Source organism: Herbidospora sp. RD11066 (assembly GCF_054661255.1).
Map to the genome: position 1 here is coordinate 1,094,459 of NZ_BAAGDO010000001.1, position 22,956 is coordinate 1,117,414.

Genomic DNA, 22,956 nt, shown 5'->3' on the forward strand with positions numbered 1-22,956 from the left:
GGACCGGGGGTCAGGTGGGGCGTCATGGACGCGGACACCCTCCTGCTGGCGGTGGTCGTCGCCACCGCACTGACCTTCGACTTCACCAACGGATTCCACGACACGGCCAACGCGATGGCGACCTCGATCGCCACCGGCGCGCTGCGGCCGAAGGTGGCCGTCACGCTGTCGGCCGTGCTGAACTTCGCCGGCGCCTTCCTCTCCCTTGAGGTGGCGGCCACCATTGCGACCGGCATCGTCGAGACCGGCGCCATCACCCTCACGGTGGTGTTCGCCGGGCTCGTCGGCGGGCTCGCCTGGAACCTGATCACCTGGTATTTCGGCATCCCGTCGAGCTCGTCGCATGCGCTGATCGGCGGGGTGGTCGGCGCGACGCTGATCGCGGCCGGGATGTCGGCGATCAAGACCGGCGAGATCGTCGGCAAGGTGCTCCTCCCGGCCGTGCTCGCGCCGCTGGCCGCCATGGCGGTGGCGGCACTGGGCACCTGGGTGGTCTACCGGCTGACCCGGTCGGTGCCCGAGCGGATGCGCGAACGCGGGTTCCGCATCGGCCAGATCGGGTCGGCCTCCCTCGTGTCGCTCGCGCACGGCACGAACGACGCGCAGAAGACCATGGGCGTCATCACCCTGGCCATGATCGCGGCGGGCACGCTGAGCGAGGACGCCGGACCGCCCCTGTGGGTGATCGTGGCCAGCGCCCTCGCGATCGCGCTCGGCACCTACACCGGCGGATGGCGGGTGATCAGGACCCTGGGCAAGGGCCTGACCGACATCGAGACACCCCAGGGATTCGCGGCCGAGAGCTCGTCGGCGGCGGTCATCTTCGCCTCGTCCCACTTCGGCTTCCCGCTGTCGACCACGCACGTGTGCACCGGGTCGGTCATCGGCGCCGGAGTGGGCAGGCGTGCGGCGAAGGTCCGCTGGGGGCTGGCCGCCCGGATGGGCGTGGCCTGGCTGGTCACCCTGCCCGCCGCCGGTCTGGTCGGGGCCGTGGCCTGGGCCGCCGCCGACCTCATCGGCGGCACGGCCGGGGTCGCGGTGGTGTTCGCGGCCGTGCTGCTGCTGTCGGGCCTGCTCTTCCTGGCCGCGCGCCGGGCTCCGGTGCACGCCGGCAACGTCAACGACGAGTGGACCGGCGGGCTCGCGCCCGCCCGCGCGTGAGGACGGGACATGGAACTGGACCTGGACGCCCTCTGGAAGGTACTGGTGGCGTCGCTGGTGGCCGGAGTCGGCCTGGCGGCGCTGTTCTCACTGGCCCTCGTCGGCCTGTCGAGCGGCCGGACGGCCGGTCGCGTCGGCGCGGGCGCCTGCCTGCTGCTCGTCGCGGGCGGGATCGGCCTCGGGCTCTACACCATGCTGGCCGGCTGACCCTCACGCGGTTCCCCGAACCGCGTACGGCGGTCCCGGACGAGGAGATCCTCCCTCGTCCGGGACCTACCTGGTGATCGCTAGGCGCGGGTCCAGCGCTGGTTGGCGCTGCCGTTGCAGCTCGCGACCGTGACCGTGCTGGAGTTGGCGGTGCCGCCGACGGCCAGGCACAGGTTGTTGGCCGCGCTGGTGACGGTGCCGTTGGAGTTGAACACCCACTGCTGGTTGCTGTTGGTGTGACAGTCCCAGAGCTGCACGCGGGTGCCCGATCCGGCGCCGGTCGGCGAGTCGAGGCACTTGCCGAGGGTCTGCAACTGCCGGCCCGAGCTGTAGGTGAACCGCTGGTTCGGGTTGGTGTGGCAGTCGTAGATCTGGAACAGCGTCCCGTTGGCGGTCGCGCTGTTGGGCGAGTCGACGCAGCGTCCCGCGCCCTCGTTGCGCAGCCGGAACGTGCCCGACGGGCTCGGGGTCGGGGTGGGCGTCGGGTTCGGGGTGGGGCTGACCGACGGGGTCGGCGTCGGGCTCACGGGCCCGGCGCCGTTCAGCGCGTTCAGCACGGCGGTGTACGCCGGCTTCTTGGTGCCGCCGCTCCACAGCAGCGGGGTGTCACCCGACCGCCACGAGTCCTGGTCGCGGACGCCCCACACGGTGATGCCGTTGCAGCGGGGCACGGCCAGGCAGTCGTTCACGACGGCGGCGTAGGTGGTCGCCGAGGCGCCCTGGATGTCGAGCTCGGTGATCTGCACGTCGACGCCGAGGGCGGCGAAGCTCGACAGGGTGGTGCGGAAGTTGGAGTTGTACGGGCTGCCGCTGTTGAAGTGGGCCTGGAAGCCGACGCAGTCGATCGGCACGCCGCGCTGCTTGAAGTCGCGGACCATGTTGTAGACGCCCTGGGTCTTGGCCCACGTCCAGTTGTCGGTGTTGTAGTCGTTGTAGCAGAGCTTGGCGGCCGGGTCGGCGGCCCGCGCGGTGCGGAAGGCGACCTCGATCCAGTCGTTGCCGGTGCTCTGGAGGTTGGAGCTGCGGCGTCCGCCGGAGTTGCCGTCGGCGAAGGCCTCGTTGACGACGTCCCAGGCGTAGATGTTGCCCCGGTAGTGGGCCATCACGCCGTTGATGTGGTCGATCATGGCCTGGCGGAGCGCGGAGCCGGAGAGCGACTGCATCCAGCCCGGCTGCTGGGAGTGCCAGGCCAGGGTGTGGCCGCGCACCCGCTTGCCGTTCTGGCGGGCCCAGTTGTAGACCCGGTCGGCGTTGGTGAAGTTGAACTGCCCCCGGTTGGGCTCGGTGGCGTCGATCTTCATCTCGTTCTCGGCCGTGACCATGTCGAACTCGGCGTTGGCGATCGAGGTGTACTGCGAGTCGCTCAGCTTGCCCGCGTTGATCGCGGTCCCGAAATACCGCCCGCTCTGCTGGGCCGAGGCGCCCAGCGTGCTCGCGGCGCTCGCCGGGGTGGACATCGCCACCACGGCCAGACCGGCCGTGAGGAGGCCCACGGTGCCGATGACGAGAGCATTTCGGAATCCGGAGGGGCGCCTGCGGCGTCCACCGTCCGGGTCGGCATTGTCGATCATGCCTGGCCTCCACTGGAGCATTGATCAGCAGGTGAGTGCTCGTCAGTGTGAGAAATGTTACGAAAAGTGTCAACGATCGACGGAAACTTTCGGCGGCCCGGATGCCTCTGACCTGTGACGGCCGAGGGGGTGGTCCTTGAAACTTTCTCGACTACCGGGAGACGGTGAACTCGTTGCCGTCGGGATCGGCCATCAGCCCGTCGCCGAGCCGGGTGGCCCCCAGGGAGACCAGCCAGGAGACCTCGGCCCCCGAGAGCGCGAAGCGGAGCCGGTTCGGCCCCGTCTTGACCGGCAGCGGAGGACCGCCCCACGTGATCTTCGGCCCGCCGTGCGGCGACCGGATCGCCGTCTCCTCGTCCTGGTCCCACACCAGCGGCCACCCGAGCACCGCGCTCCAGAAATACCCGACCGCCTGCGACCCGTCGCAGGCCAGCGCCCCCACGAACCCGCACTCGGCGAGGAACGCGTTCCCCGGCCCGATCACACAGAACTCGTTCCCCTCGGGATCCCCGAGCACGACGTGATCCTCCTCGGGCAGCTGCCCGACGTCGACGTGCCGCCCCCCGAGCGCCAGCACCCGCGCCACCGTCTCCCGCTGCTGGTCGAGCGAGGCGCTCGTCAGATCGAAATGCATCGGGTTCTGTACGGACTTCGCCACATCGGTGGGCAGAAACCGCAGCTCGAACCCGGTGTCATCAGTCGGGACGAGCGAGTTGCCGTCGCCCGGCTTCCAGCCCAGCACCCCGCCCCAGAACCGGGCGAGCGCGGGCGGGTCGTGCGCGTCGATACAGAGAGCGTCGAGCTGAGCGGCCATCCGGCCACGCTAGCCCTCGAAATACGCCGGGTTCCACTCGATATCCGCCGGTTCGTGCAACCCCGGCGCCAGCAGCACCAGCCCGACCGCGACCAGAACACCCACCACCAGCGCCCCCAGCCAGACCGGCCAGGGCCGCGGGGGCGCGGCCGGCCGTTCGCGCCCCAGTTCGTCGGCGGTGAGCGCGTGCCAGACCACAGAGATGACCGCGGTCGTCTCGACCACCACGAGTGGAGGCATCGCCTCCAAAGGTGCGTACGCGGTGAACGTCGTCGGAATCGCCAGGTGGGAGTACACGCCGTGCGCCACGGCCAGGAGCCCCACTCCGAACACGACGGGCCGCGCCCGGTCGACCGCTTGGAACAGCACCACCGCCGTCAGCCAGATGACGGAGGCGACCTGGGCCAGGTCGGCGATCTGGAGCACGCTCAGCGCCATGGCCCCGCCGCCGACGCCCACCACGATCGCCCGGAGCGGGAGAGGCGCGCCCCGGAACGTGAGCGGCAGCATGATCATGATCGGCAGGTTCAGCAGGGAGAGGAGGAACGGCGTCCATTCGGGGAGCATCCGGATGACCGGCATCAGGATCGCCGCCACGATGTTGGCGTACAGGAGAATCCGCAGTACCCGCACCCACCGCGCGCCCGCGAGCGGCGGCCGGACCAGCAGCAGCCAGAGCGCCCAGGCGCGCAGCCCCAGGGAGACGAGCCAGAGCAGCCTCACCCCGAGGTCCTCGTCGGGGAAATAGAAGGTTCGCCCCGGTGCGGTGAAGAGGAAATCCGCCACCGAGAACATCGAAAGGATGATGGCGGCGGCGCAGTAAAGCCCGACGACGACCGTCGCTAATCGTGGGGACACAAAGCGATGATCATAGCTGGCCGCCGCGCAGAACCTTCGCGCCGTCAAGCCTAATTTTCGGTTGCTATTCGCTTCCCAGCGCCCTCAGTGAGAAATCCGAGACGAATTCTTCCGCCTCTTCCAGGCTGCGGCCGCCCTCGGTCAGCGGAATGCGTTCGGACCCCAGCACCGCCAGCACCGCCCGTGCCGCGGCCTCGACGTCGCTGGTCGCGAACTCGCCGGAGTCGACACCCGACTGGATGATCTCCCGCAGAATGGCCTGCATCGGCGCCACGTGGGCGGCCAGACGCTGATAGGCGTCGGGGCCGAGAGTGGCGGAAAGGTCGGCCGCGCCGGGATGCGGATGGGCGACCAATCCGGTGAGCTGAAGGCGGATGAAAGCGCGGAGCCGCACCGAAGGAGAGGCGTCGGCGGGAAGGTCGCGGGCGTAACTCTCGACGAAGTACTGCGTCACGCGTTCGGTGAAAGCCAGCAGCAGTGCCGTCTTGTCGGGGAAGTAGTTGTAGAGAACGGTCCGGGTGATGCCCGCCTCGGCCGCCAGTTCGGTCATCGAGATCGCGTCGATGCCCTGCCGGCGAGCCAGGCGCGCGATCGCCTCCAGGATCTTCTCCTGGGTCTGCGCGCGGTGCTCGCCGATCGTGGCGGCCGAGATGCGGGGCACGTCAGGCCGCCACCCGGGCCACCCGGCCGAGGTCTCCGAGCACTTCGGTGTTGAGCTGGTAGGCCAGGCGTGTCTCGCGGATCATCCGCTGCCGCCCGGCCTCGTCGAGGCTCTCGCCGAGCACGTCGAGGCGGCGGCGGTATTCGTCCTTGAAGCGGGGGAGGCTGCCGATGTCGAAGTGGTAGAAGTCCACCCCGCCCCCCTTGCCGTAGCCGTAGATCTTCTGCAGTTCCATGCGGATGAACTGTCCGCCGGACAGGTCACCGAGGTATCGAGTGTAATGGTGCGCCACATATCCGGCCGGCGAGTCGGAAACCTGGTTGATCCGGGCGACCAGGGTCTGAGTGGGCTTGCTGGGGGCGATCCGCCCGGCCCAGTCGTCGCCGTAGATCGCCCGGAGGTCGCGTACCAGAGCCTCTTCGCGGTAGAGCTCGGGGAACACGAAGGGCCCGGCGACCGGGTCGTCGGCCAGCCGCTTCGAGGCGCCGTCCAAGGCCACATAGGCGAAGTAGTGCTGGGCGACCATCTCGCCGTAGGCCTCGGGACTAAGACGCCCTGCCATCAGGTTCTTCAGGTAGCTGTCGTCCTCCGCGGACTCGTGGTCGGTCCAGGTGGCGGTCCGCAGGACCTCGGCAAAACCCATCGCAGGCTCCTCAGCGTGTCGTTCATGACGAAGTGTCACAAACCTTCGCGGTGCTCGTCAACAGGTTGATGACAGGGTGTCGTTAAACCTGATTACAGAATTACGATCGCTCTCAGCGAACTCGCGCAAGCTTGGGAACACAGAGGGACTCGCCTTAGTTGAGCGCATATAACTCAAGGCTGAGGAGTACGCATGACTGAGATCCTTCCCGTCCTGCCGCTGGACGACGAGGTCGTCCTGCCCGGCATGGTCGTCCCCCTCGATCTGTCCGACTCTGAGGTGCGCGCGGCCATCGAGGCCGCCCAGGCGACCGGTGCGAAGAAGCCCCACGTCCTCCTGGTGCCCCGCATCGACGGGCACTACGGCGCGGTCGGTGTCACCGCCGTGGTCGAACAGGTCGGCAGGCTGCCCGGGGGCGAGCCCGCCGCGGTGGTGCGGGGCGTGTCGCGCGCCCGCGTGGGCACCGGCACGACCGGTCCCGGCGCGGCCCTGTGGGTTGAGGCCACCATCGTGCCGAAGAGCACGGAGGAGCCCGACGCCAAGGTGAGCTCCCTGATGAAGGAGTACAAGGCGCTCACCACCACGATCCTGCAGAAGCGCGGCGCCTGGCAGGTCGTCGACCAGGTCAACGGCATCGACGACGCCTCGGTCCTGGCCGACAGCTCCGGCTACGCGCCCTGGCTGTCGACCGCCCAGAAGCTGCTGCTCCTGGAGACCTCCGACGCGGGCGAGCGGCTGGAGAAGCTCGTGGGCTGGGCCCGCGACCACCTGGCCGAGGTCGACGTCGCCGAGACGATCCGCAAGGACGTCCAAGAAGGCATGGAGAAGCAGCAGCGCGAGTTCCTGCTCCGCCAGCAGCTCGCGGCCGTCCGCAAGGAACTGGCCGAGCTGAACGGCGATCCCGAGACCGAGGAGGAGGACTACCGCGCCCGCGTCGAGGCGGCCGACCTGCCCGCCAAGGTGCGCGAGGCGGCCCTCAAGGAGGTCGACAAGCTCGAGCGCACCTCCGACCAGTCGCCCGAGACCGGCTGGATCCGCACCTGGCTCGACACCGTGCTCGACCTGCCGTGGAACGACCGCACCGAAGACGCCTACGACATCGCCGGCGCCCGCGCGATCCTCGACGCCGACCACACCGGCCTCGACGACGTGAAGGACCGGATCATCGAATACCTGGCGGTCCGCAAGCGCCGTGCCGACCAGGGGCTCGGCGTCGTCGGCGGCCGGCGCTCCGGCGCGGTGCTCGCGCTGGCCGGTCCTCCCGGAGTCGGCAAGACCTCGCTCGGCGAGTCGGTCGCGCGGGCCATGGGCCGCAAGTTCGTCCGGGTCGCGCTGGGCGGCATCCGCGACGAGGCGGAGATCCGCGGCCACCGGCGCACCTACGTCGGCGCGCTGCCGGGCCGCATCGTCCGGGCCATCCGCGAGGCCGGGTCGATGAACCCGGTCGTGCTGCTCGACGAGGTCGACAAGATCGGCGCCGACTACCGGGGCGACCCCACCGCCGCCCTGCTGGAGGTGCTCGACCCGGCGCAGAACCACACGTTCCGCGACCACTACCTCGAGGTCGAGCTCGACCTGTCCGACGTGCTGTTCCTGGCCACGGCCAACGCGCTGGAGCAGATCCCCGGCCCGCTGCTCGACCGCATGGACATCGTCACCCTCGACGGCTACACCGAAGACGAGAAGGTCGTCATCGCCCGCGACCACCTGCTGCCCCGGCAGCTCGAGAAGGCGGGCCTGACCCCCGAAGAGGTCACGATCGACGACGAGGCGCTGCGCCGCGTCGCGGGCGAGTACACCCGTGAGGCGGGCGTCCGTTCACTGGAGCGGGCGGTCGCGCGGATCCTGCGCAAGGTCGCGGCGTCGGTCTCGATGGGCGAGCGGGCCCTCCCGCTGACCGTCGCCGACGCCGACCTGGTCGCCTACCTCGGGCGGCCGCGCCACGTGCCCGAGTCGTCGCTGCCGGAGTCGCGCCAGCGCACCTCGGTGCCCGGCGTGTCCACCGGCCTCGCGGTGACCGGCGCGGGCGGCGACGTCCTCTACGTCGAGGCGTCGCTGGCCGACCCCGAGACCGGCTCGACCGGGGTGACCCTGACCGGTCAGCTCGGTGACGTGATGAAGGAGTCGGCCCAGATCGCGCTCTCCTACCTGCGCTCACGCGGCGCGGAGCTGGAACTGCCGGTCGGTTCGCTCAAGGACCGTCAGGTCCACATCCACGTCCCCGCGGGCGCGGTGCCGAAGGACGGCCCCTCGGCCGGCGTCACCATGACGACCGCCCTGGCCTCGCTGCTCAGCGGGCGCCCGGTGCGCAACGACGTGGCGATGACCGGTGAGGTGTCGCTGACCGGCCGGGTCCTCCCGATCGGCGGCGTCAAGCAGAAGCTGCTGGCCGCCCACCGGGCGGGCATGAAGACGGTCCTGATCCCGGCCCGCAACGAGCCCGATCTCGACGATGTGCCGGCCGAGGTGCTCGCCGACCTCACGGTCCACGCCGTCAGCGACGTGCGCGAGGTCCTGGAGATCGCGCTCACCCCGGCGACGGTCGGGCAGACGGCCGCCGCGTAACACCGCACGACCCGAAGGGGCTCCCCGGGACAGGGGGAGCCCCTTCGCCATTTGGTCGGCGGGAGCCAGACGCACCGGATCGGTCTGATGCGGGACGAGACACCGCCAGGGCCGCTCAGCCGGCGGTCGAGTATGACCCGGCCCCACCCTTCACTCCAGGATCGGCCGCCGACGCCGGTTCTGAGCTGCGGGAACGCGTGATGAGCCTCGTTTCCGGGGTGTGACCTGCGGCTTAAAGCGAGGTTCAAGTCACTCGCTATTCACCCTCTACTGGGACGGCCTATCTCTTTGCTTGTCAAACTCCTCGTCCCGAGAGGAATCCGGAAATGCGATTCATCAAGAAGCTCCTGGTGACCGGTGGCGTCGCCGCCGCCCTCATCGCCGGCGCGGTCGCCGCTCCCGCGACCGCCAGCGCCTCCCCGTTCGTCGGGGACTGGGGCCCCTACTTCTCCGCCGACCACAAGGCCGAGGCCGAGGGCAAGTACATCCTCGACCACGAGAAGAAGAAGGTCTGGTACTGGGAGAAGTTCAAGAAGCCCATCAAGAAGTGCTGGTGGGAGCACGGCGACAAGAAGTGCAAGGTCGTCGGCTGGAAGTGGGACAAGAAGTGGTCCTGGAAGTGGGAGGAGTACACCAAGATCACGGTCAAGGGTGAACTCACGAACCACAAGTGGTGGGGCGACAAGAAGTACAAGTGCGCCTGGGCCGTCTTCAAGATCGAGGACCTCGACGGTCACACGTCCTACGAGAAGTTCAAGAACTGCGACAAGGGCAGCGACTGGATCGGCTTCACCGAGAAGAACGTGAACACGATCGACGTCCAGGTCTCCCGCGGTAACTTCTTCGGCCCCAAGGGCTTCTACGGCCCCTGGTCGCCGGTGTACGCAGCCGTCTGAGCTGCTAGATCCCCAAGAACGGTAGGCTGAGCGGTCTACTGAACGGCCCGCGCCAATCCCGGCGCGGGCCGTTTCGCGTTCTTTCCAGCCCGACGATCACCGAGTACCGTTCGGTCATGTATCCGGGTGCCATCGCCGCCGTGAGCCCTGACAAACCCGCTGTGATCATGGCCGGTAGCGGCCGCGTGGTCACCTACCGGGAACTCGACGAGGAGTCGAACCGCCTCGCCCATCTGCTGCGCGAGGCCGGGCTGCGGCCGGGCGACCACATCGCGTTCATGCTGGAGAACCATCCGCTCTTCCTCGTGATCGCGTGGGCGGCCCAGCGGTCCGGGCTGTTCTACACGGCGATCAGTTCGCGGCTGCAGGCGGGCGAGCTGACGTACATCGTGGAGAACTGCGGGGCGAAGGCGTTCATCTCCTCGGCGGCGTGCGCCGGGACGGCCGCCGCGGTGACCGGGCCGCCGCTGCGGCTCATGCTCGACGGCACGGTGCCCGGCTTCCTCTCGTACGAGGAGGCGGTCGCCCCCCTGCCCGCCACCCCCGTGGCCGACGAGGTGCAGGGCATCGACATGCTCTACTCTTCGGGCACCACCGGCCGCCCGAAGGGCGTCAAACCCAACTGGACCGGACGCCCCCTCGACGACCCCGGCCCGCTGATGAACCTCATCGGCTTCCTGTTCGCGCCCACCGCCGACAGCGTCTACCTGTCGCCCGCGCCGCTCTACCACGCCGCCCCGCTGCGCTACTCGCTCACCTTCCAGCGCTTCGGCGCCACCGTCGTCGTGATGGACCGCTTCGACCCCGAACCGGCCCTGGCCGCCATCGAGAAGTACGGCGTCACCCACTCCCAGTGGGTGCCGACCCACTTCATCAAGTTCCTGAAGCTCCCCGCCGAGGTCCGGGCCGGGTTCGACCTGTCGACGCTGGCCTACGCGATCCACGCCGCCGCGCCCTGCCCGATCCCGGTCAAGGAACAGATGATGGCCTGGTGGGGGCCCATCGTCCACGAGTACTACGCGGGCACCGAGGGCAACGGCTTCGTGTACGCCGGCCCGCACGACTGGCTCGCCCACAAGGGCACCGTGGGGCGGCCGCTGCTCGGCAAGCTGCACATCCTCGACCCCGACGGCGAGGAACTGGCGGCGGGGGAGACCGGCGCCGTGTACATCTCCGACGGGCCCCGCTTCGTCTACCACGGCGATCCGGAGAAGACCGCCGCCGCGCACGACCCGAAGGGCCGGGGCTGGTCGACCCTCGGCGACATCGGCCACCTCGACGACGAGGGCTTCCTCTACCTGACCGACCGCAGCTCCTACATGATCATCTCGGGCGGGGTGAACATCTACCCGCAGGAGGCCGAGAACCTCCTGGCCGTCCACCCGAAGGTCGCCGACGTGGCCGTCTTCGGGGTGCCCGACGAGGAGATGGGCGAACAGGTGAAGGCCGTCGTCGAGCCGGTCGACCCGTCGTCGGCCGGACCGGAACTCGCGGCCGAACTGATCGCCTACTGCCGCGAGAACCTGGCCCACTACAAGTGCCCGAGGTCCGTGGACTTCCGTACGGAGCTTCCCCGGCATCCCACCGGAAAGTTGTACAAACGAATTTTGCGGGACGAATACCGGCCGGAGCAGGGAAGATAAGGAGATCGTTCGGTTTCGCCAGGTCAGCGGGCTGATCGCTTAAGCGGGCCTTATCGAGGATTTGCCATCTTAGAACCACCGGCCCCGAGGGAGCCGGGGGAATCCGGTTAGGGGATGGCAGAGATGAGCGCTGACGAGCGGCGGGAGAACGAACAGGGGACCACCGAGGTCCTGGACGCGCGTGGCTGGAGTCAGTTCGGCCGGCGCGCACCGCAACACGGCGACTACCGGGCCGACCGGCCCACCCCGTACTTCGCACCGCCCCCGCCGCCACAGGAGCCCGGCCCCATCCAGGGACACGTCGGCGCGAACCCGACCGGCGACACCGCCGTCTTCGGTCTCCCGCCCGTCCCGCCGGAGCCGCCCCGGCACCAGCGGTCGGACGGCCGGGCCTGGAAGCGGGGCGTGTCGGTGCTCGCCCTCGCCGCCGTGGCGATCGGCGGTGGGGTCGCAGGGGCCCTCATCACCAACGCCATGAACGACGACGGCGTGCCGGTGGCGGTCAGCCCGATCGCCAACAACAGCGGCGCGACCGTCCGGCAGGCGCCGATGGCCGGTTCGATCGCGGCGGTCGCCAAGGCCGTGCAGCCGTCGGTGGTCATGATCACCGTCACGTCGCAGCAGGGCCAGGGCGAGGGCTCCGGCGTGATCCTCTCGGCCGACGGACTGATCCTCACCAACAACCACGTGGTCGCCGGCGCCGGGGCCAACGCCCAGATGCAGGTCAAGTTCAGCGACGGCCGCACCGCCCAGGCGACCCTCGTCGGCACCGACCCGACCACCGACATCGCGGTCATCCGCGCCACCGGCGTCACGGGCCTGACCGCCGCCTCACTCGGCGACAGCGACGCCCTCCAGGTGGGTGAGTCGGTGCTCGCGATCGGCAGCCCGCTCGGCCTGGAAGGCTCGGTCACCTCGGGCATCGTGTCGGCGCTGGACCGTACGGTCACCTCGGGCGAGGGCGGCGGCGGTGGCGGCCAGCAACTGCCCCCCGGCTGGGGCGGCGGCTTCGGCCCCGACGAGCAGCAACAGCAGCAGCCCGCCGAGACGACCACCACGATCGGCGGCATGGTCCAGACCGACGCGGCGATCAACCCCGGCAACTCGGGCGGCGCCCTGGTCAACTCGGCGGGCCAGGTCATCGGCATCAACACCGCGATCGCGACCTCCGGCGGCTCCGGCAACATCGGCGTCGGCTTCGCGATCCCGATCAACACCGCCAAGAACGTCGCCGACCAGCTCATCAAGACCGGGAAGGCCGTCCACGCCTACCTCGGCGTGAGCGTCGGCGACGCCACCGGCGACACCCCGGGCGCGCTGGTGTCGACGGTCGAGCCCAACGGCCCCGCCGCCAAGGCGGGCCTCCAGCAGGGCGACATCATCACCAAGGTCGACGACACCCCGATCGACGCCGGCGAGACCGTCGTCGGCATCATCCGCGGGCACCAGCCGGGCACCAAGGTGACAGTGAGCTACGTCCGGAACGGTCAGGCGAACACGGCGACGATCACACTGGAGGAGAAGACGACGAGCTGACTCGGGTACCTCTCGGGTAGGGAACAGGGAAGCCGGCGGCGCCCCCAGCGCATGGGGGGCGCCGTCGGCTTTTCCCGTGGGTGCGGGTTCTACTGGGGCATGGACGATGTGGAGGAACCGCTTTCCGGAGGGAATGTCAGTACCGGCGTGGTCCGGGTGGGGGACACGGTGCGCCGGCCCGCCGGTCCCTGGACTCCCGCCGTACACGCCCTGCTCTCTCACCTGCACGACGTGGGATTCACGGGTGCTCCCCGCCCGCTCGGTATCGATGATCGCGGACGTGAGGTGCTCACCTTCGCGCCCGGCCCGGTCATGTGGCCGGATCGCTTCTTCCTGGTGGACCCCGTCGAAGGCCTAGCGCGGGTCGCGCGGTTGATCAGGGACTTCCACGACGCCGTGCGGGAGTTCGTCCCTCCGGCGGACGCCCGCTGGCGCGTCTTCATTCCGCCCGACGGGGCCGACATCATCGCCCACCACGACCTCGCCCCGTGGAACCTGGTCGCGGACGACGACCATGACTGGGTGCTCATCGACTGGGACGGCGCCGGCCCGGGAACCCGCCTGTGGGACGTCGCCTACGCCGTCCACGGCTTCGTCCCGCTGTCGGCCGACCCGGCCTGGCGGCGCGACGACGCCGCGCACCGGCTGAGGGTCTTCGCCGACGCCTACGACCTGAGCGAGGACGAGCGCGGGCTCCTGCCGCCACTCCTCGGCGCGCGCACCCGGTCGATGCACGACTTCCTGCGGCGCCAGGCGACCGACGGTGTCCAGCCGTGGATGAGGCTGTGGGACGAAGGCCACGGCGACGTTTGGCGGAACGACGCGGAGTACATCGAAGAGCGGGAACGACTGTGGGCGGACGCCCTGCTGTCGTGAGGTCAGCCTCTTCTGATCATGTTCTCGGCTTCCCAGAGTTCGCGGTAGTAGCCGTCGGCCACGACGAGTTCCCGATGAGGGCCACGCTGGATGACCAGCCCGTCTTCCAGGACGACGATCTCGTCGACCGCCTCCAGCCCGCGCAGCCGGTGGGTGACCAGGAGGGTGGTGCGGCCCCGGGTGGCGTCGAGGAGGTCGGCCATCAGGGCGTCGGCGGTCGTCTCGTCGAGGGCCTCGGCGGGTTCGTCGAGGAGCAGGACGGGCGGGTCGTAGAGGAGGGCGCGGGCCAGGGCGAGGCGCTGGATCTGGCCGCCCGACAGGGTGCGGCCGTCCTCGCCCAGCTGGACGTCCCATCCGGCGCGGTCGGTGAAGGTGGCGAGCCTGGCCTCCCGGACCGCGCGCTCCAGCTCCTCGTCTCCGGCCTCGGGACCGGCGAGGCGGAGGTTGTCGCGGAAGGTGGTCTGGAAGACGTAGGGGTCCTGGGTGAGACCGGTCATCAGGGCGCGGGCGTCGTCGGGCGGGATGCGGCGCAGGTCGGCGCCGTTGACGGTGATCGTTCCCGACACGATGTCGACGGTCCGCATCAGCGCCGAGAGCAGTGTGCTCTTGCCCGCCCCGCTCGGCCCCACGACGGCGACGCGCTTCCCCGGCGTGAGGGTGAGGGCGACCCCGCCGAGCGCGGGGCGGTCGCCGTGCCGGACGACGAGATCCTCGACCACCACCGTCAGCGGCCCCTCGGGCCGGGGCAGTGGCGCGGCGGGCACCGGCACCGCCGGGGGAGTGGCCTCGATCTCGCGCAGCCGCCGGACCGCCGCGAGCACCCCGGTCAGCCGCTCTCCGGCCACCGCCAGCGGCAGCACCGGCTCGAACGCGACGAGCGACGTCAGCGCGAGCACGGCGGTCGCGATCGACCCCGCGTCGAGCGCCGAGGCCACGGCGACCACGATCACGACGGTGAGCCCCTGCGTCAGCACCCCGGTGGCCAGCGCGGTCGCGTTGACGCGGGCCTGCCCGCGTTCCAGCCGGGCCAGCCGGTCGTCGGCAGCGGCGGCGGCGTCGAGCGCTCGCCCGGTCGCGCCGTAGGCGGCGAGGTCGGCCGACCCGTGCACCAGGTCGGCGGTGTGCGCGGCCAGGTCGGCCCGCGCGGGCGCCAGCCGGGCGGTCCACCGCTGTGCCAGCGCCGCCGTGGCCGCAGGGAGCAGCACCCCCGCCACGACCAGCCCGGCCGCCAGCACCACGGCGGCGAGCGGCAGCAGGAAGACCGCGATGACCACCGCCGTCACCCCCGTGACCAGCGCGGCGATGGCCGGCAGCAGACATCTGACCAGCAGGTCCTGTACGGCGTCGGTGTCGTCGACCATCCGGCTCAGCAGGTCGGCGCCCCGGTGCGACAGAGGGCCGGCCGGGATCAGCGCGTCGTAGAGCCGTTCGCGCGTGGCCGCTTGGGCTCGCAGCGCGACGTCGTGCCCGGAGAGCCTCTCGGCGTAGCGGAAGACGCCCCGGGAGGTCGCGAACGCCCTCACCGCCACGATCGCCACCGACAGCGCGGCCAGTTCGGGCTGCTGCGCGGCCCGGGTGATCAGCCACGCGGCCGACGCGATCAGCCCCAGCCCGGCCAGGTCGGCGGCCGACCCGGCGAGCGCGGCCACCAGCAGCCGCCGGTTCCAGATGAGGAAGCTCATGCGATCACTCCGTCGTTCACCCGGATCACCCGGTCGGCCAGGGCGATCATCGCCGGGCGGTGGGCGACGATCACCGCCGTGCGGCCCTCGGCCAGGTGGCGGGTGGCCTCGATGACCGCGGCCTCGCTGCGGCCGTCGAGGCGGGCCGTGGGTTCGTCCAGAAGAAGGAGACCCGCGTCGGGGCGGCAGAAGGCGCGGGCCAGGGCCAGGCGCTGGCGCTGGCCCGCCGACAGGTCGGCGCCGCGTTCGCCGATGACGGTGTCGTAGCCCTCGGGCAGATCGGTGATGAAGACGTCGGCCTGGGCCGAGACCGCCGCCGCGCGGATCGCCTCGGGGGAGGCGGCGCCGTCGAGCGCGATGTTGCCCGCCACCGACGTGGCGAACAGATGGGGGCGCTGCGGGACGAAGGCCAGTTGACGCCGCCACCGCTCCAGGTCGAGTGTGGCCAGGTCGGCCCCGCCGACGAGCACCCGGCCCTCGGAGGGGGCGACGAAGCCCAGCAGCAGGTGGAGCAGGGTGCTCTTGCCCGCGCCGCTCTCGCCGACCAGGGCCACCCGTTCGCCGGGGGCGATGGTGAGCGAGACGTCGAGCAGGGCGGGGTCGTCGCGGCCCGGATAGCGGACGGTCACGCCTTCGAGGCGGATCTCGGGCACGCGCTCGGTCACCGTCGCCGACCGGGGAGAGGCGGGTTCGGCGCCTTCGAGCAGGGCGAACGCCTGGTCGGCGGCGGTCACGCCCTCCATCGCGGCGTGGAAGCGGGTGCCCATCGCCCGCAGCGGCAGGTAGGCCTCGGGGGCGAGCAGCAGCACGAGCAGCGCGGTCGTCAGGTCGAGCGAGCCCGAGAGCAGCCGCAGGCCCACCGGCACCGCGACCAGCGCCAGCGACAGCGAGGCGATCAGTTCGAGCACGAGCGACGACAGGAACGCCACCCGCAGCGTCTTCATCGTGGCCGACCGGTGGGCCCCGGCCACGTCGTGGATCACGGTCGCCTGGTAGCGGGCCCGGCCGAACGCCCGCAGGGTCGGCAGGCCGCGCACCACGTCGAGGAAGTGACCGCCGAGCCGGGCCAGCGCCGACCACTGCTTCTCGGTGACCGCCTTGGTCGTCATGCCGACCAGCGCGCCGAAGATGGGGATGAGCGGCACCGTGACCAGCACGATCAACGCCGTCGTCAGGTCGGCGACGAACAACCGGACGATCACCGCCGCGGGCACCACGGCCGCGACGGCGATCGACGGCAGGTAGCCGGTCAGATAGGGGTCGAGGGCGTCGAGGCCCCGGCCGGTCAGCGTGACCAGTTCGCCCGAACGGGTCTCGGCCGGGCTCATGCCCTGGAAGCGGCGCAGCAGCCGGTGGCGCAGCTCCGACTTCACCCCGCTCGCGGTCGCCCCGGCCGCCACGCCCTGGATCCAGCCGAGCGCCCCGCGCGCCGCGATCACCACGGCCAGCCAGCCCAGCATGCCGACCGCGAACCGCCCCGACAGCACCCCGGCCAGCAGCTCGGCCTGCACCAGGACCAGCAGCCCGGCCACGACCGCCGCGCCGAGGCACACCACCAGGTGGCGGCGCGGCAGCAGCCGCACGAGATCCCTGTGCATCCAACCCCCCGGTCAGAAGTAGGTGGGGACCGGACCCCTTCCGAAGGCCCGCCACACCCAGATCTGCGCCCCGGCCATGAGCGGGACGAACGGCAACACCATAAGCGTCAGCACCGTCAGGTTCGCCGACGGGGCCGCGTTCCCGAGCACCTCGGTCGCCATCCCGACCATCGGCACCAGCGCCGGTACGGCCGCCAGCGCCCCGGTGACCAGCAGAGATCCCCCGCCGGTCAGCCGCCATTCGAGGAACCGCCGGCCGTGCAGCACGAAGAGGGCGGCGATGAGGAGGCCGTACAGGAGACCGATGGGGAGGGGGAAACCGGCCAGACCGGCCAGGATCAGGCCCCAGGCCAGGCAGATGCCGAGGGAGCCGAGAGCGATGCCGTACTCCCAGAAGGCGGGGGAGAGCAGGCGGCGGCGGAACCAGAGGCCGGCGTCCCTGACCACCCACGAGACCAGCAGCAGCACCACGGCGGCGTAGTTGGCGCTCAGCACGTGTTCGAGCGCGGGGAACGCGCCGAACAGCACCCCCGCGACCGCGATCAGCCACACCTCGTTGGCCAGGACGAACGGCCCGATGGCCCCGATCGCGCGGTCGCGGTCGGGCGTGACGGGCAGCAGCAGCCCGACCCCGAGGTCGAACCCCTCAAGGGCGAAATATCCGGCGAGCAGCAGCGCCAGCACGCCGAACCAGAGGACTTCCATCACCACTCCTAGTAGCTCAGCACGGGTTCGGGGGCCGGGTGCTCGCCCAGCGCGACCTCATGGGGACCTCTGCGGATGATCCGCACGATCAGCACGTAGTCGGCGACCGCCAGCAGGGACAGCACCCCTGCGAACCCGACGAACGACAGGGTGATCTGGCCGCCGGTCAGCCCGGGGGTGATCGCGTCGGCGACCTTCAGCCGGTCCCAGATCATCCACGGCTGGCGGCCCTCCTCCCGGGCGATCCACCCGAGGATCGCGGCCACGAACGGCAGCGGGGTGAGCAGCAGGATCAGCGGGTGCAGGAAGCGCCAGCCGGGCGCCCACTTGACCACGACGACCAGGGCCAGGGCGGCGAGCTGGAGCACGTGACCGATGAGGATCATGAGCCCGAGCCCCAGCGCGGCCAGCGGCTTGTCGACGAACTTGTCGGGCTGGACGCTCGTCACCGGCCCGAACTGGGCGAAGCCGAAGCCCACGACCAGCATCGAGCCGACGAAGGCGGTCCAGATCCCCATGCGCAGCGAGCGGCCGAAGAGTTCCTGGTCGGGGGTCTTCCGGAACAGGTGGTAGGCGCTCGCGCTCATCATCACGAACCCGCCCACGGTCAGCCCGGCCGACAGCACGTGGGGCAGCGCCATCGACAGCGACGGGTTGGTGAGCAGGGCGCCGAAGTCGTCCAGGCGCAGGACGTCGCCGTCGCGCACCGATCCGGCCGGGTGCTGCAGGAACGAGTTGGCCACCATGATCCAGAAGGCCGACGCGTAGGCCGTGATCGTGACCATCCAGATCGTGGCCACGTGGAGCCACTTGGGCAGGCGGTGCCAGCCGAAGATCCACAGGCCCAGGAACGTGGATTCGAGGAAGAACGCGATCAGCGTCTCCAGGGCCAGCGGCGCGCCGAAGACGTCTCCGGCGTAGTGGGACAGACCACTCCAGCTCAGGCCGAACTGGAACTCCATCACGATGCCGGTGACGATGCCGAGCGCGTAGTTCGTCACATAGATCTGCCCCCAGAAGCGCGTCATGCGCTCGTCGAGGGTGTTGCCGGTGCGGGCGTATCGGGTGTGCATGATCGCCACAAGGGGGGCCAGGCCCAGCGTGAGCACGACGAACAGGAAATGCAGGCTCCCCGTCACCGCGAACTGCAACCGGGCCAGGTCGAGGACGTCCATGGATGGCTCCTTATGTCTGGCTACATATAGAGAGCCTACATGTAGACTGGCTACATGACGCGCACGGTTAAGGTGAACACGTGAACCCCGACGCGCTCCGTGGGCATATGGACGCCCTTTTGCTGTCCGTGGTGGAGCACGAGCCCCTCCACGGCTACGCGATCATCGAGGCACTGCGTGAGCGGTCCGGCGGCGCCCTCGACGTGCCGACAGGGACGGTCTACCCCGCTTTGCGCAGGCTGGAGCGGGCCGGATTCCTGGTCAGCGAATGGGCGACCGTCAGCGGCCGCAAACGCCGCACCTACCGGCTGACCGACGCGGGCCGCGCGGAACTGGCGGGAGAACGCACCGCCTGGACGACGTTCACGAGCGCGATCGGGCGGGTTTTGAACCCGCAGACCTGAGGCAGCGCGCCGCGCTCGACAGCTGCCAGGCCCAGAAGGCGACGCTGATCCACGTCGCCACCACCCCCGGCAGGTAGCCCGGGAACGCGGCCAGCGCCACCCCCGCCGACACCATCAGCGAGGTGCACAGGACCGCCATCAGCGGTGCCTGTCCCCACACGAGCACCCCCAGCAGCCGCGCCATCGCGCGTGACCGGCGGGTGCGGCGCAGGCTCAGCAGGACCGTCGCGCCGACCAGGCCGGTGCCCATCTGCAGCAGGTCGACCGCGCGGGCGACGACATCGAACCAGACGGGTTTCACCACGTCGAAGTCGGCGGGGAAGATCTGCCACAGCACGCCCCACATGAGCGCCACCGCCGGGGTGCTGAGGAACAGCAGCGTCGCCGTGCGGCGGCCCTGGGCGGCGGTCAGTTCCTCCTGGAACCCCGGCGCCACCTCGGCGACCGGGCCGAAGTCGGACACCGCGCGGGCCCTCGCCGCATCGGGCGGCAGGCCCTCCTCCTCATAGGCCTCGGCCGCGTCGAGCAGGCCGTCGCGGGCCTCGGCGATGAGGTCGTTCCTGGCCCGCCGAGGACCCCGGAGCGTCGTGGCCAGTTCGTGGAGATAGGCGTCGAATGCGGTATCCATGGTTGCGGGACAGGCTATGCGGGGGTTCCCGCCGCCCACATCAGGGCGAACCCTGATGCGTCCCCGACGAATGGGCCCAGGTTCCGCTCTGCGTCACGGCCGGGCGTGGCTGGCGATTGGCCGGTTGCGGGGTGGACGACCACAGCACCGCCGCCACCGCCACCAGGCCCAGCAGGGCCACCCACGTCAGGCGGCTGAGAAACGTGCGCCGGAACGGCGGCCAGCTGAACCGCAGTTGCCGCCGCCCGCCGGGGCTGGCCGCGAACACGCAGTCGCGCAGCCGCAGCCGCTCGGCGTTCACCGCGCCGGGCAGGTGGCAGTGGGTGAGGTCGGCGCCCTCGATGGTCAGCTCGTCGGCGTCGAGACCCGAGATCGACAGGATCCTGACCGGGCCGCCCCTGCGCACGACCTTCGACCGGCCCCGGCTGGTCAGCCGGGTGAGGTCGAGGTCGGCGTCGCCCGCCTTCACCGTCAGGCGGCCGAGCACCTTCGCCTCCGACAGGTCGACCGGGCAGCCGGAGACGTGGAGCTCGACCGGGCCCTGGGCGCGCGCCTGGTTCAGCGCCAGGTGACGTCCCACCACGGCCGGCGCGAGGAACGCCTTCGCCGAGAACCGCACCGACTGGAACCCGGCCGTGCCCTCGAACGCGGTCTTCAGGAACGACACCGGCCGCGAGAACCGGGCCGCCCGGAAGGTCGCGTCGCCCTGGAACCTGGCCTGGTCGAACGAGCTGAAACCGTGGAATTCGGCCTGGCGAAAGGACGCGGATCCGAAACACGCCTCACCGAAGAGGGCGTCACTGGAGACGGTGGCCTCGTCCATCGAAAGGTGGCCGCGGACGCGGGAGCCGTACAGAGAGATCTCGCGGCTGAAACGCACGCCCTGGAACGAGACGTTCCCCCCGAAGCGGGTGCCGAAGAACGACGCGAGCGCCTCGAACCTGGCGTCGTCGAACGACGCGTCCCCGGTGAAGGTGACGTCGCCGAAGCGGGCGGGCGCGGCGAACGTGGCCCGGTCGAACCGCGCCCGGCCGACGACGTTCTCCATCGCGGACAGGATCTGGTCGAGCAGCCCGGCGGGCAGGGTCGTGCCCCGCAGATCGAGGCACTGCCCCGGCCTGAGCGTGGCGAGATACGTGTCGAGTTCTTCGGCTTCCATGTGGGTCAGGCAGCGGTTGTACGGCTGTCGTGACACCCCTACGCAGTCGGCGCTCGTGGCGCAGGTGCTCCAGGAAAGGAGTTGCCTCATGTCAAAGACTTACCCAAGCCCGGCCATGGACTCGGTCTCCTCCGCCACGCGCTGTCAACTGTGGCGCCGATGACACACCAGGGCCCCGGGAGGTTTCCCGGGGCCAGGGCTCATTCGGTGCCGAGTTGGGTGATGCGCGGGGGGCGCAGGGTGCTGAGGATCTCGTCGCTGCAGTTACACGAGCCGCAACCGGGGATCATGGTGGTCTCCTGCCGTCGTCGGGACGCGGGACGTACCCATGGGTGCGATCGGGCAACCTGACCGGCGTGATAGGCCTTGGAATGCGGCGCGGCCCGAACGGGTTGCATCCCCATGAGGAAAGGAGTCGCGAGTGGCGACCATCGAGGTAACCGAGAGCAACTTCAACGAGATCGCCGACGACGGCATCGTGTTGCTCGACTTCTGGGCGGAGTGGTGCGGCCCCTGTAAGTCGTTCGGCCCGATCTTCGAGAAGGCCTCGGGCAAGCACGAGGACATCAAGTTCGGCAAGATCGACACCGAGGCTCAGCCCGCGCTGGCCCAGGGCTTCGACATCACGGCGATCCCCACCATCATGGCCATCCGTGACGGCATCGTGGTCTTCGCCCAGCCCGGCGCCCTCCCGGCCCCCGCGCTCGACGACCTGATCACCCAGGTCCGCGCCCTCGACATGGACGCGATCCGGGCCGAGATCAGCGCCGAGATCAACAAGAACTGAGCCTTGCCCTAACGACAAAGGCCCCCTTTCGGGGGCCTTTCGCGTTGTATGAGGTCAGCCTCGGTAGAGCTCCGCCACCCGGAACGCCAGGTCGAGCGACTGCGACCGGTTGAGCCGGGGGTCGCACGCCGTCTCGTAGCGCAGCGCCAGGTCCTCTTCGAGGATCTGGTGGCCGCCGCCGACGCACTCGGTCACGTCGTCGCCGGTGAACTCGATGTGGATGCCGCCCGGGTGGGTGCCCAGCGCGCGGTGCACCTCGAAGAAGCCGGTCACCTCGTCGATGACGTCTTCGAGCCGGCGGGTCTTGAATCCGCCGCTCGCCTCGAACGTGTTGCCGTGCATCGGGTCGCAGATCCACGTCACCACGGCGCCGCTCGCGGTCACCTTCTCGACCAGCGGCGGCAGGGCGTCGCGGACCTTGCCCGCGCCCATGCGGCTGATGAAGGTCAGGCGGCCCGGCTCGTTGGTCGGGTTGAGCTTCTCGACCAGCGTCAGCGCCTCGTCGGCGGTGGTGGTCGGGCCCAGCTTGACCCCGATCGGGTTGCGGATCTTGCTGAAGAACTCGACGTGGGCGTGGTCGAGCTGGCGGGTGCGCTCGCCGATCCAGACCATGTGGGCCGACACGTCGTAGGGCAGGCCCGTGCGGCTGTCGATGCGGGTCATCGCGTGGTCGTAGTCGAGGATCAGCGCCTCGTGGGAGGAGTAGAACTCGACCGTGTGGAACTCGGCGGGCTCGGCGCCGCAGGCGGTCATGAACGCCAGCGCCTGGTCGATCTCGCGGGCCAGCCGCTCGTAGCGCTGACCGGCGGGCGAACCGGCCACGAAGTCCTGGTTCCAGGCGTGGACCTGGCGCAGGTCGGCGTAGCCGCCCTTGGTGAAGGCGCGCGCCAGGTTCAGCGTGACGGCCGAGGAGTGGTAGGCCCGCAGCAGGCGGCCCGGGTCGGGCACCCGCGAGGACTCGGTGAAGTCGAATCCGTTGACCATGTCGCCCCGGTAGGCCGGCAGCTCCACGCCGTCGCGGGTCTCGGTGTTCTTCGACCGCGGCTTGGCGAACTGCCCCGCCAGGCGGCCGATCTTGACCACCGGCACGCGACCGGCGTAGGTCAGCACGATCGCCATCTGGAGCAGGGTCTTGATCTTGTTGCGGACGTTGTCGGCGGTGGCGCCGGCGAAGGTCTCGGCGCAGTCACCGCCCTGCAGGACGAACGCCTCGCCGCGCGCGACGGCCGCCAGCTCGTCTTTCAGCCGGTCGCACTCTCCGGCGAAGACCAGCGGCGGCAACCCGCGCAACTCGGTGACGACATCGTCGAGCGCGCCGCGGTCAGGCCACTCGGGCTGCTGTGCGGCGGGCAGGTCACGCCAGGTGTCGAGGTTGAGTGCGCTCACG

The 22,956-nt window shown here is 70.4% G+C and carries 21 protein-coding genes; 9 read left to right on the plus strand and 12 right to left on the minus strand.

The window, feature by feature from the left end:
• Positions 1–24: 24 nt before the first annotated feature.
• Both ACYQ78_RS05005 and ACYQ78_RS05010 read left to right on the plus strand, forming a co-directional pair.
• Positions 25–1,161: an inorganic phosphate transporter gene (locus ACYQ78_RS05005; RefSeq protein WP_459799469.1), complete on the plus strand. Its 1,137-nt coding sequence runs from the start codon at positions 25–27 to the stop codon at positions 1,159–1,161.
• A 9-nt stretch (positions 1,162–1,170) separates the two neighbouring features.
• Positions 1,171–1,368, plus strand: coding sequence for a hypothetical protein (locus tag ACYQ78_RS05010; RefSeq protein ID WP_459799470.1), 198 nt, complete (start codon positions 1,171–1,173; stop codon positions 1,366–1,368).
• An 80-nt stretch (positions 1,369–1,448) separates the two neighbouring features.
• On the opposite strand, the gene ACYQ78_RS05015 is transcribed toward ACYQ78_RS05010, so the two are convergent.
• From ACYQ78_RS05015 to ACYQ78_RS05035, 5 genes are all read right to left on the minus strand, one after another.
• The gene (locus ACYQ78_RS05015) at positions 1,449–2,939 is read right to left on the minus strand and encodes an endo-1,4-beta-xylanase (RefSeq protein ID WP_459799471.1); all 1,491 of its coding nucleotides are present in this window, start codon (positions 2,937–2,939) and stop codon (positions 1,449–1,451) included.
• A gap of 151 nt (positions 2,940–3,090) precedes the next feature.
• Entirely contained in the window at positions 3,091–3,753 is a 663-nt protein-coding gene (locus ACYQ78_RS05020; RefSeq protein ID WP_459799472.1) for a VOC family protein, read from the minus strand.
• A gap of 9 nt (positions 3,754–3,762) precedes the next feature.
• Positions 3,763–4,611, minus strand: a complete 849-nt coding sequence (locus ACYQ78_RS05025) for a hypothetical protein (RefSeq protein WP_459799473.1) — start codon at positions 4,609–4,611, stop codon at positions 3,763–3,765.
• Positions 4,612–4,675: 64 nt separating this feature from the next.
• Positions 4,676–5,272, minus strand: coding sequence for a TetR/AcrR family transcriptional regulator (locus ACYQ78_RS05030; RefSeq protein ID WP_459799474.1), 597 nt, complete (start codon positions 5,270–5,272; stop codon positions 4,676–4,678).
• A 1-nt stretch (position 5,273) separates the two neighbouring features.
• A complete protein-coding gene (locus tag ACYQ78_RS05035) occupies positions 5,274–5,915 on the minus strand; it encodes a biliverdin-producing heme oxygenase (protein ID WP_459799475.1) in 642 nt (213 codons plus the stop codon).
• 192 nt (positions 5,916–6,107) lie between these two features.
• Here ACYQ78_RS05035 and lon point away from each other — a divergent pair, with 192 nt between their 5' ends.
• The 5 genes from lon to ACYQ78_RS05060 all read left to right on the plus strand — a co-directional run bounded on the left by lon (position 6,108) and on the right by ACYQ78_RS05060 (position 13,431).
• Positions 6,108–8,480, plus strand: a complete 2,373-nt coding sequence (gene lon / locus ACYQ78_RS05040; RefSeq protein ID WP_459799476.1) for an endopeptidase La — start codon at positions 6,108–6,110, stop codon at positions 8,478–8,480.
• 326 nt (positions 8,481–8,806) lie between these two features.
• The gene (locus tag ACYQ78_RS05045; protein ID WP_459799477.1) at positions 8,807–9,376 is read left to right on the plus strand and encodes a hypothetical protein; all 570 of its coding nucleotides are present in this window, start codon (positions 8,807–8,809) and stop codon (positions 9,374–9,376) included.
• Between the two features lie 116 nt (positions 9,377–9,492).
• Positions 9,493–11,019, plus strand: coding sequence for an acyl-CoA synthetase (locus ACYQ78_RS05050; RefSeq protein WP_459799478.1), 1,527 nt, complete (start codon positions 9,493–9,495; stop codon positions 11,017–11,019).
• Between the two features lie 123 nt (positions 11,020–11,142).
• Positions 11,143–12,555 carry a S1C family serine protease gene (locus tag ACYQ78_RS05055; protein ID WP_459799479.1) on the plus strand — a complete coding sequence of 471 codons (1,413 nt, stop codon included), beginning with the start codon at positions 11,143–11,145 and terminating at the stop codon, positions 12,553–12,555.
• Between the two features lie 99 nt (positions 12,556–12,654).
• A complete protein-coding gene (locus ACYQ78_RS05060; RefSeq protein ID WP_459799480.1) occupies positions 12,655–13,431 on the plus strand; it encodes a phosphotransferase enzyme family protein in 777 nt (258 codons plus the stop codon).
• A 2-nt stretch (positions 13,432–13,433) separates the two neighbouring features.
• Here ACYQ78_RS05060 and cydC read toward each other — a convergent pair whose 3' ends face one another.
• The 4 genes from cydC to ACYQ78_RS05080 are packed head-to-tail and all read right to left on the minus strand — an operon-like array spanning position 13,434 to position 18,591.
• A complete protein-coding gene (gene cydC, locus ACYQ78_RS05065) occupies positions 13,434–15,113 on the minus strand; it encodes a thiol reductant ABC exporter subunit CydC (RefSeq protein WP_459799481.1) in 1,680 nt (559 codons plus the stop codon).
• Positions 15,110–16,711, minus strand: a complete 1,602-nt coding sequence (cydD, locus tag ACYQ78_RS05070; RefSeq protein WP_459799482.1) for a thiol reductant ABC exporter subunit CydD — start codon at positions 16,709–16,711, stop codon at positions 15,110–15,112. Before cydD ends, cydC begins: the two co-directional genes overlap by 4 nt.
• 12 nt (positions 16,712–16,723) lie before the next feature.
• Positions 16,724–17,416: a cytochrome d ubiquinol oxidase subunit II gene (locus ACYQ78_RS05075; protein ID WP_459799483.1), complete on the minus strand. Its 693-nt coding sequence runs from the start codon at positions 17,414–17,416 to the stop codon at positions 16,724–16,726.
• A gap of 8 nt (positions 17,417–17,424) precedes the next feature.
• The gene (locus ACYQ78_RS05080; protein WP_459799484.1) at positions 17,425–18,591 is read right to left on the minus strand and encodes a cytochrome ubiquinol oxidase subunit I; all 1,167 of its coding nucleotides are present in this window, start codon (positions 18,589–18,591) and stop codon (positions 17,425–17,427) included.
• Between the two features lie 80 nt (positions 18,592–18,671).
• Here ACYQ78_RS05080 and ACYQ78_RS05085 point away from each other — a divergent pair, with 80 nt between their 5' ends.
• A complete protein-coding gene (locus tag ACYQ78_RS05085) occupies positions 18,672–18,995 on the plus strand; it encodes a PadR family transcriptional regulator (protein WP_459799485.1) in 324 nt (107 codons plus the stop codon).
• Here the strand turns inward: ACYQ78_RS05085 and ACYQ78_RS05090 are convergent.
• Together ACYQ78_RS05090 and ACYQ78_RS05095 are read right to left on the minus strand one after the other, a co-directional pair.
• On the minus strand, positions 18,955–19,623 hold the full coding sequence (locus ACYQ78_RS05090; RefSeq protein ID WP_459799486.1) for a permease prefix domain 1-containing protein: 669 nt from the start codon (positions 19,621–19,623) through the stop codon (positions 18,955–18,957). The genes ACYQ78_RS05085 and ACYQ78_RS05090 overlap by 41 nt on opposite strands.
• 40 nt (positions 19,624–19,663) lie before the next feature.
• On the minus strand, positions 19,664–20,872 hold the full coding sequence (locus ACYQ78_RS05095) for a pentapeptide repeat-containing protein (protein WP_459799487.1): 1,209 nt from the start codon (positions 20,870–20,872) through the stop codon (positions 19,664–19,666).
• Positions 20,873–21,203: 331 nt separating this feature from the next.
• Between ACYQ78_RS05095 and ACYQ78_RS05100 the strand changes: the two genes are divergently transcribed.
• The gene (locus ACYQ78_RS05100) at positions 21,204–21,569 is read left to right on the plus strand and encodes a thioredoxin family protein (RefSeq protein ID WP_459799488.1); all 366 of its coding nucleotides are present in this window, start codon (positions 21,204–21,206) and stop codon (positions 21,567–21,569) included.
• A gap of 54 nt (positions 21,570–21,623) precedes the next feature.
• On the opposite strand, the gene ACYQ78_RS05105 is transcribed toward ACYQ78_RS05100, so the two are convergent.
• Positions 21,624–22,955 carry a class II 3-deoxy-7-phosphoheptulonate synthase gene (locus ACYQ78_RS05105; protein ID WP_459799489.1) on the minus strand — a complete coding sequence of 444 codons (1,332 nt, stop codon included), beginning with the start codon at positions 22,953–22,955 and terminating at the stop codon, positions 21,624–21,626.
• Position 22,956: the final 1 nt, after the last annotated feature.